The organism is Paenibacillus sambharensis (assembly GCF_003233845.1).
Lineage (GTDB): Bacteria > Bacillota > Bacilli > Paenibacillales > Paenibacillaceae > Paenibacillus_I > Paenibacillus_I sambharensis.
In genome coordinates this window covers 1-312 of sequence record NZ_QKRB01000005.1, presented here as the reverse complement: position 1 = coordinate 312, position 312 = coordinate 1, and the positions used below count along the sequence as shown (strand labels likewise).

Here is a 312-nt window from a genome sequence, read left to right as displayed (position 1 = left end):
AGGAGCCAGCCGTCGAAGGTGGGGTAGATGATTGGGGTGAAGTCGTAACAAGGTAGCCGTATCGGAAGGTGCGGCTGGATCACCTCCTTTCTAAGGATATACCCAGTCACGATGATGACTGGATAATACTCAGGCAGTTATGTTTGCTCGCTCGTTGTCAGTTTTGAAAGAACAATGCAACATTGATTCTTTCAACAATGCTCTAAGGTTTAGCTTTCGTGCCGCAAGGCACAAGCTGCTTTAGCAGCGACTCGTTTGGTGATGATGGCGGAGGGGATCCACGCGTTCCCATCTCGAACACGACCGTTAAGC

At 50.0% G+C, this 312-nt stretch carries 2 rRNA genes; both read left to right on the top strand.

From position 1 onward, the window contains the following. Positions 1–90, top strand: a 16S ribosomal RNA gene (locus tag DNH61_RS00035); the annotation flags it as partial. A 164-nt stretch (positions 91–254) separates the two neighbouring features. Continuing rightward, a 5S ribosomal RNA gene (gene rrf, locus DNH61_RS27135) occupies positions 255–312 on the top strand; the annotation flags it as partial.